Source organism: Peribacillus sp. (assembly GCF_059453735.1).
In genome coordinates this window covers 1-8,537 of the sequence record NZ_JAZVJO010000265.1, presented here as the reverse complement: position 1 = coordinate 8,537, position 8,537 = coordinate 1, and the positions used below count along the sequence as shown (strand labels likewise).

At 37.4% G+C, this 8,537-nt stretch carries 7 protein-coding genes and 1 pseudogene; all 8 read right to left on the bottom strand.

What is annotated here, in order from left to right; genetic code table 11:
• Positions 1 to 852: pseudogene (locus AC52RT_RS08440) on the bottom strand (hypothetical protein); the annotation flags it as partial.
• Positions 853 to 936: 84 nt separating this feature from the next.
• Entirely contained in the window at positions 937 to 2,490 is a 1,554-nt protein-coding gene (locus AC52RT_RS08435) for a response regulator (RefSeq protein ID WP_495540330.1), read from the bottom strand.
• 506 nt (positions 2,491 to 2,996) lie between these two features.
• Entirely contained in the window at positions 2,997 to 4,307 is a 1,311-nt protein-coding gene (locus tag AC52RT_RS08430) for a D-arabinono-1,4-lactone oxidase (RefSeq protein ID WP_495540329.1), read from the bottom strand.
• A complete protein-coding gene (locus AC52RT_RS08425) occupies positions 4,295 to 5,464 on the bottom strand; it encodes an amino acid deaminase/aldolase (protein WP_495540328.1) in 1,170 nt (389 codons plus the stop codon). The genes AC52RT_RS08430 and AC52RT_RS08425 overlap by 13 nt, the downstream gene beginning before the upstream one ends.
• Positions 5,465 to 5,615: 151 nt before the next feature.
• Positions 5,616 to 6,155: a DUF2812 domain-containing protein gene (locus AC52RT_RS08420; RefSeq protein ID WP_495540327.1), complete on the bottom strand. Its 540-nt coding sequence runs from the start codon at positions 6,153 to 6,155 to the stop codon at positions 5,616 to 5,618.
• A 2-nt stretch (positions 6,156 to 6,157) separates the two neighbouring features.
• Entirely contained in the window at positions 6,158 to 6,469 is a 312-nt protein-coding gene (locus tag AC52RT_RS08415) for a PadR family transcriptional regulator (RefSeq protein ID WP_340848319.1), read from the bottom strand.
• Between the two features lie 337 nt (positions 6,470 to 6,806).
• Positions 6,807 to 7,337: a YehS family protein gene (locus AC52RT_RS08410; protein ID WP_340848317.1), complete on the bottom strand. Its 531-nt coding sequence runs from the start codon at positions 7,335 to 7,337 to the stop codon at positions 6,807 to 6,809.
• A gap of 197 nt (positions 7,338 to 7,534) precedes the next feature.
• Complete coding sequence (locus tag AC52RT_RS08405) at positions 7,535 to 8,536, bottom strand: LLM class flavin-dependent oxidoreductase (protein WP_495540326.1); 1,002 nt, start codon at positions 8,534 to 8,536, stop codon at positions 7,535 to 7,537.
• Position 8,537 lies beyond the last annotated feature (1 nt).

Sequence of the window (8,537 nt, the reverse complement as noted above, 5' to 3'; positions counted from 1 at the left end):
CAACACAATTTTTCTCTTATCAATTAAATTTCCAAATGCCTTTTCCTTGTCAATAATATTAAATAGATACATATCTAAAGAGGGGAGTGATTCCACTAAAATAATCTGCTTCTTCCCTCTAAAACTCCCAATCATGTACTTTTGTGAATTGGTTTTAATCTCTTTTGCATACCGAAGGAGCCCTACTTCCTTTTGTCCAATTAATTGAGACTGGTTACTGGAAACAATCCTACCTGACTTATCAACTAAGAAAATATCATTCCCCGGGCTCGTATAGTTCGCATAGACCTTTTTGAATTCACTTTCCCGAAATGAAAAATACAGGGAGCCATATACCGTGCCGGAAAGTCGATCCATTAATGCTTTAGTTGCCACAACAAACCTTGTTTCCTCAATACTTCTTGTTTCGCTCTTTCGTTCATCATATTGATACAGCAGCCTTTTCGGTTCTTTAAGTGTATTGTTTGTTAAAATACTCTCCTCTAGCTCCTGATCAGAAATTGGCCAATGGGGACGGTTGGTCGTTAAGGTGACCCCATTTTCTCCTTTAACGATGATTTCAAACTCATACGTATCAAAATTTGATTGTATTTGCTTAATGTATTCCCCCATTGTAAAAAATGAGATCATTTTCTCAGCATTCGTTTGCTCTTCAGTAAGATTGGTCTTAATCACACCGCTTTGCAGTATATTATTTGATGCAATTACGATAGAGTAATGAAAAGACTCAAAGCGTTCCTTTATTTCGTTTATGATTTTCACATTCGTAATACTATATTTTTCAAAAAAGAATTGCTCAGACATCCGAATCGTCGTCCATGTAATGGTCACTGAAACCAGAATGATAATCATAAAGGTAATAAGAGATATTGTAATAAACAAAGTATTATGTTTAAAACGCATGGGTATGAATCTCATATTTTATCACGTCCCTTATCATATCAATTGTTTTCTTTTGTATTGACTAGGGGACATTCCCTTTACTTTTTTAAATACCTTACAAAAATAACTGTGATCCGAGAAACCGACCATTTCACTGATTTCCGAGATGGCAGCTGCTTCTTGAAGGAGCAGCTTACAAGCCTCTTCAATTCGTATTCTATTCAAAGATTCTATAAACCCTTCATTATTATGAGCACTGAAATAACTCGAGATATAAGAAGGATTAAAATGAAATGTTGCAGCCACATCGGTTAAGGTAAGCGGCTCTGCATAATGATTCTTAAGATATTCCATGAACTTTTTCATATTTATATTTTCAGCTCGGTTTTGCATTAAGAATATACTTTTATTCGCTTCCTCAATAAAACGATCCAATAGTTTAATAGTCTCTCTTGCAGAATGTGCTTCGTCAATGAGCTTGAAAAACGAGTACCTGCTATGTTCAAGTTCTTTTATTTCATCATTCATATTGCCAAGGAGGATCGTGATGTTAAATATGATGTTACTGAAAAATGCTTTATATTCAAAAACATCCATAGTAAAACTGTGGGATAATTGTTCGGCATATTCCCTTAAATAGAAAAAAGATGAATCAAAGTGCTTGCGCATAAACTCTTCTGTAAACCAATCCAGATTGAATTTTTCACCTTTAGGCACAATACTTGGCAAATCAAATTCAGTTAAAACGAGGATATCTGGAAAATAAAAACGATAGTTTAACAGATTTAGGAGGCTATCTTTAAACACCTTGCCTAAGTGACCAAATTTTTGAAATCCCTCGGTTAAAACAAAACCACTCTCAACATGCGAAGCTGCTAATTGATTGGCAACATCCCTAACCTTTGTCAAATCTTCTTGATTTACATTAACCAGAAATACGATTATGTTCGGATCAAAGTTAAAAGAATAGTAAGCGATCTCGCTTAGCTGTTTGTTGAAGATATTCTCAATGTTACCTTTGACTTGGGCAGAAAATTCAGCCGAACCCTTAGATGGTTGTTTTTTCATGTCTACACCCATTAAACAGTAATGACTATAGGGAAACGCTCTTGTAACCTGTTCCGAACCATAATATGCATCGTATCCTAAAACTAACTTGTTGATAATTTGATCGATGGATATATTAATACTTAAATCCTTTTCTCTGGATTGAAAACCTGGAATTCTTTTAACAGCCGTTTTCAAAACATTTATTAGACTTTCCGCCTCGAGCTTTGGTTTTAGAATATAGTCGACCACTCCACGTTGAAAGGCGGAGCACACATAATCAAATTCTCCATAACTACTCAAAATAATAATTTGAATTTGTGGATATTTTTCTTTGATGATTCGTGTTAATTCTTCTCCATCCATGATAGGCATAACAATGTCTGTAATAATAATGTGAGGATACGATGCTTCTATCAAATCCAAAGCTTCTTGACCATTTGAAGCTTCACCAACGATTTGAAAACCTTCCGACTCCCAATCTAAATAATGCATAATCCCCCGTCTGATTAATATTTCATCATCTACAATCAGTATTCTGCACATTTCCCCGGAATCCAATATGATCAACCTCCAATTGGTCACACGTTTAATCGTTCATTTTATATTCCTTCACTATCGTTGCTGTAAGCCGAAATCACTTACGGAAATACCACTTTGAGAAGGTTATTAAAAGAAACTTAGAACTTATTTGGTCACTTACTCATTTCGACACCTTAGAAAATACTTCCTTTTTTGCCTATTAAAACCCTTTTGGCTCTAAGGTTCAAATTTATGAAATTGACTCATTTAGCTAATAATAGATTTTTATTTTAAGATGAAAAATTATTCAAAGGAACGTCCGAGTAATTGTGGGGAAAAGCAGGAGAAAGAACCAGCTCGATCAAAGCGGTACTGCATCGTTTTTCTGTTTAATTGTCGTTCTGAAGAAGGCATAATGCTTTCTTCATTCTTAGCGTAATAGAGTTTAAAAGTTGAAGTGTCTGGGCAAAGGCCAGACACTGTGGAAAGACAACGCCATATTACTATCCCAATATTTGTCTGTGCAGTTGCAGGAAGCAATCCGTTCATATCAACATCTTTTTGATATAGTCGTTTAGAAAAATTTCTTGCGGATCTAGTTCATCCCTTATGGCTAGAAAATCCGGTAGTTTGGGATAGCAGATAGATAATTCTTTTTTACCTAGGCTGTGCATTTTGCCCCAATGTGGTCTTCCTTCGTATTTCTGCATAATCGCTTCCATCTCTCGAAAATATTCTTCATATGGCATTCCTTTATACATATGGAAAGCTATGTAGGCAGAATCCCTTTGATAAGAAGGGCTAAACCATATATCATCGGCTTTGACCGTCCTGCATTCTATCGGAAAATGAACCTTATGCTTCTTTACTTCAATACACTCTCGAAGTTCTTGAATGGCACTCTTAAAATATTGAAGGGGAATACTATATTCTAGTTCTCTAAACTTCACTAGTCTTGGAGTAGCAAATAACTCATGACTATTAGCCGCAATGGTTGTTGTTCCAATAACCTTCGCAGATAATCTGCTAATCGTTCGACTGCTTTTTGGGAACAATCGACATACCTCTGACAGTATAAAAAACAAGTAGTTTTCAAGAATTAGATTTTTTAAATTGTGGGAAAATAAGCGCCGTGGTTTACGCTTCGTAATATTCATCGTTTTAACTTGGACAAGATCTGAATAGGGGAATAGATAAAACTCAAAGTGACGGTTTTCGTTGATATAGCATTCAAGCTGTTGCTCAAAAAGTGGATATTCTATTTTTTCACTTCTATATTCGTATATAGGTGTTTTAATTATTTTCAGTGTTACTTTCACAATTATTCCAAGAACTCCGAGAGATATCAGACAAGCCTTGAAATATTGAGGATTGTGTTCTTCGGAGACAGTAAGTACCTCTCCTGACGCTGTAACAATGACAAGTTCTACTACTTGGGTTGGTATATTGCCAAATTCATGACCTGTTCCATGTGTTCCAGTTGAAATAGCCCCCGCAATACTCTGGACATTGATATCCCCTAAATTTTCTTGAGAATATCCTTCTTGACCAAGTTCTTCTCCTAATTGAAATAACCTGGTGCCACCCAGAACGGTAACTGTACTAGCTGCTTCATCAAGTTGTTCAATTCCACTTAGTAAATCAAGTGATACCAGCCAATCATCTGTTTTTACTAAATCACTAAATGAATGCCCTGCTCCTACTACTCTAATCTTTTTCTTTTGTTTCACCGCTTCTTTAACGAATGATACAACCTCCTCAATTGAGGACGGATACAGGATTTTTTCGGGAGTACATTCACACGTTCGAGACCAATTTTCCCATTTCCCTTGCGCGGTTTTCGTTACAGAAAGCATTTCCCTTCCCCCCGATAGGTAAGAAATTGGTCTACAACTCGTTCATTAGCAAAACAAATAATTTCATTAAATCGTTCACAAATTTCTCCAGCTTTAGCTGCTCTAAAGATGATGACATCTCCAATTTCCAACGTTTCCTTTTCATAATAAACAGGGGTTTGCACTTCCCCTGCTCCTTCAAATGGTAATAGTTTACCACCCGGCGGGTAAACTGGCATAGGCACCTTATCCTGACCATGCACTCCAGATGAAACATATCCACCTCCAAGACAAGTATAAATATTGGGGGTTGGTTTTCTAACGATTGGCAACGAAAAAAATAAGGCAGGGGTGAAGCGGAAATCTCGGTAATAATCAAATAACAGAGGGGCATAGAAGCCTGAACCCGCAGTTAGTTCCGTAACACCTTCTTCTTTCGACGTCGTATCAAGACTTCCCGTCCCGCCTCCATTTACAAATAACGGTTGAAGACCCTCTCTCTCAAGAGAGTGAATAATTTTCTCTCTTCGCATTTTAATTTTATCGATCGATTTCTTTTTCATAAAAGAAATAGCTATGTTTTTTAGTTTCTGAGAAGGCAGATGATCACTTACCCCAGCAATTTGAGCTTCATAGCCCATGATGCCAATCAGCTTTAGTGTCGGATATTCCTTTATATAGCGGACTAGCTGAATGACCTCTTCAGGCGTTCTTAATGGAGAATGCCTCACCCCAAAATGAAGGCTGCCAAACGTGGTGCTCATATCAATATCAATACATAAATAAAAAAAACCATTTGCCTTTTTAGCAATCTCATTTAACTGCGTAACCTGTTCAATTGAATCGACCATACAGGTAATTTGATTACCTTCACCATTTAATTCTGCTATTTTAGTATGAGCTTCGCGATCGAAGCAAGGATAACCTATAAGGATATCCTCAATACCTTGTTCTGCAAGAAAAATAGCTTCATCGGGGCTATAACACATTACGCCTTTAAAGATAGGGCTGGATTGGAGAATTCTCTTTAAAACTGGAATAGATCGGATTGATTTAGTAGCAATTCTAATCGTTTTACCATTTGCTTTTTCAGCAATCTTTTTGCAATTTTGATCAAAAGCATCTAAATCCAATAAAAGAGCTGGAAGAGACAAATCCTTAGCTATTTCATTCAGCAACACCAACACCACCTCTCATTTTTATAATAAACGAGGATAGTAATTTAAAAAAGTTTTATTTTGAATATTCCGATTTATTTCAAAGACATAAAAGCAGAAGGCCCCTTAGTCGCCTTCTGCTTTTTTATCGCCTACATGGAAATATCATCATTCACTCAAATAAATCCTTTGATCTCTTTAATGCCCTTTTTCGCTGGATGATCTTTATAATTGGAAACGTTAGAATAATGGCAACAGCTATGTTCAGAAAACCAATAACTGAGTTCATCAATTGAGGCAGTGATTGATCTCCTAAAATACCTGTGTTCACAATTCCCGCGAATACATTAACGAAAAAGAGCACGAGAAAAATATTTAACATGCGCTTATAATAATCAATCTTTGAATGTGTATCTGTATATAATTCAAAAGGTCCTTCTGCTGCTGCCTTCTTCATGTAAATCCAGCCACCAGATTCATGAATAATGGTAAGTCCACTGTCTTCAAGCAATTCAAAGTATTCCTTCTTCTCTTTTTTAGACTTTTCAATGATGAATTCATTGCGGTAAATAAATGATCCCGGATCTCCTTTTTCAAAGGTGAACCTTACCAAAAACCACTTTTTAAGGTGCCAGCCTTGCTCGGCCATCTCATTAATCCACTTTTCTTCTTTTTCATAATCCAAATAAAAGCGATACCTAACTTTCTTCACAGCTACTTCTCCCCCTTCGTAATGAGCAAACCGTTGTGATGCAATTCATAAAGTCGTTTCATTTCATTTTCAACCATTAACTTCCCAGCATCCGTAATGACATATTCCTTTTTTCGTTCACCTTCATCTAAAGGAACAATCCATTTACGCTTAACCAATGTTTTAATCGCTCCATAAATCGTTCCAGGGCCAAGCTCAACACGACCATTACTAAGTTCGGAAACAAACTGCATAATTCCATATCCATGTCTGGGCTCATATAAAGAAACAAGGATGTAATAAACACCTTCTGTCAAAGGAGCACTATCGTCCATCGTTACACCACCTATCGTCTGACGTTATATCGACTGTTGATATACTTTCATTATATCAACAGTCGATATAAAAGTAAATATTAACCATAAATATTTTTCATTTCCTTTTAATTTAAATAAATTCAATCTGATTCAATTAACTATGGAAAATAGTATTACTGTACATTTATAATTATCGTAAAATAAGTAATAAAACTCAGATAACTCCAAGCGTTTAAAATAAAACGAATTCCAAAATACAATTAAACTTTACATAGCCAATGAATAATAAATTTGCACACAAAAAGGCTCAAGTAATAAAGATTTCTCCTTATTACCCAAGCCTATTGTTTTCTCGTTATCCTCTATATTTCAACGTTAACCCTTTTAAGAAATTACGAGCATATCGGTCGCCGCACTGTTTATAATTTCGATGACCTTCTTTTCTTAGAATGGCCCCTAACTCACCTTTTGTTATATCGACGCCTGCTTCTTTCAAGATATCAATCATATCCTCACTGGTTAAGCTCAGCGCGATTTTTAATTTCTTAAGAAGGACGTTATTCACACTTTCCTTCCCTGTCGGTGCTGGGCTCTCTGGTTGTCCTGGTTTTGGCTGTTGTTTTCCTCTTTTAAAAATAATCATGCCATTCAAAAATGATTCCATCATCTTATTATTGCATTTGATCGTATCTTCTTCCTCTTCATAATCATAAAAATCGACATCATCGTCGTAGTCATCGTAGTCATCTTCTTTTGGTTTGGTAAGCATCTCTAGTACTTCTTCTTTAGTCACGTTCACGCCGCCAAGTTTAAACATCTCTACCATATCGTTATTTTTTATATCTAGAGCATAGCGTACTCTGATTAAAATATCATGATTATGCATCCATAAACCTCCTATTATCGCACCTGTTTCAGTAGCTTCATCTTTATCATTGCCCTAGTAAATTCTTCGAATACTAAACGGCAAATGAAAATCCGAGAATCGTTTACAAATTCCCGGATGCTGTAAGTATACTGTATGTTTTATTATACCTAAAAAAGTTTAATCCGACATTAAGTTTGGTGAAAGCAATGTAAAGCTTAGAATTCCTCTTCACCCTCAGCTTCCCATCTGCGAATTTCCTCCCGAACAATCGGGGCCACCTCTTTACCCAACAGTTCGATGGCTTTCATTACATCATCATGCGGCATTGATCCTACGGGTACATGCAGCATGAAGCGTGTAATCCCCACGTTTTTGCGGAGATGAATAATTTTTTTTGCGACTGTCTCCGTATCTCCAACATAGAGGGCGCCTTCTAAGCTACGTGCAGAATCAAACGTTGCCCGCGTATATTCCCCCCACCCGCGCTCTCTTCCTATAACATTCATCGCTTGCTGAGTGGACGGGAAGAATTTATCTGCTGCAAGTTCTGTACTCTCGGCAATAAATCCGTGTGAATGTGAGGCAATTGGCAGCTTAGTTACATCATGCCCCGCCTCTTTAGCGGCTCTTTTATAAAGTTGTACAAGCCCGGCAAACTGCCGCGGGCTTCCTCCAATAATCGCTAGGACGAGCGGCAGTCCAAGCATGCCTGCCCGAACAACTGATTGTGGTGTCCCGCCGCTGGCAATCCAAACAGGTAACGGATTTTGAACAGGAATCGGGTAGATACCAAGATTTTGAATTGCCGGACGATGCTTGCCATCCCAAGTCACCTTTTCGGACTTCTGGATTTTTAACAATAAGTCCAGCTTCTCATCGAACAATTCATTATAATCATCTAAGTCATATCCAAATAGCGGAAAGGACTCGATAAAAGAACCCCGGCCCGCCATAATTTCTGCCCGGCCATTTGAAATCGCATCAAGTGTTGAAAATTGTTCAAATACTCTCACTGGATCGTCAGAAGATAACACCGTAACAGCACTAGTAAGCCGTATCCGTTTTGTCCGTGAAGCAGCTGCGGCCAAAACAACCGCTGGTGATGAGGCTGCGTAATCCCTCCGATGATGCTCGCCGACCCCATAGACGTCCAACCCGACCTCGTCTGCTAACACAATTTCCTCCACGACTTCTCGTATACGCTCTGCATGACTGATT

What these genes read in the sequence shown, in the direction of transcription:
- AC52RT_RS08430 (WP_495540329.1), bottom strand. Translation starts at nt 4,307, where the DNA reads ATGCTTTCTGTAACGAAAACCGCGCAAGGGAAATGGGAAAATTGGTCT.
- AC52RT_RS08415 (WP_340848319.1), bottom strand. Translation starts at nt 6,469, where the DNA reads ATGGACGATAGTGCTCCTTTGACAGAAGGTGTTTATTACATCCTTGTT.
- AC52RT_RS08410 (WP_340848317.1), bottom strand. Translation starts at nt 7,337, where the DNA reads ATGCATAATCATGATATTTTAATCAGAGTACGCTATGCTCTAGATATA.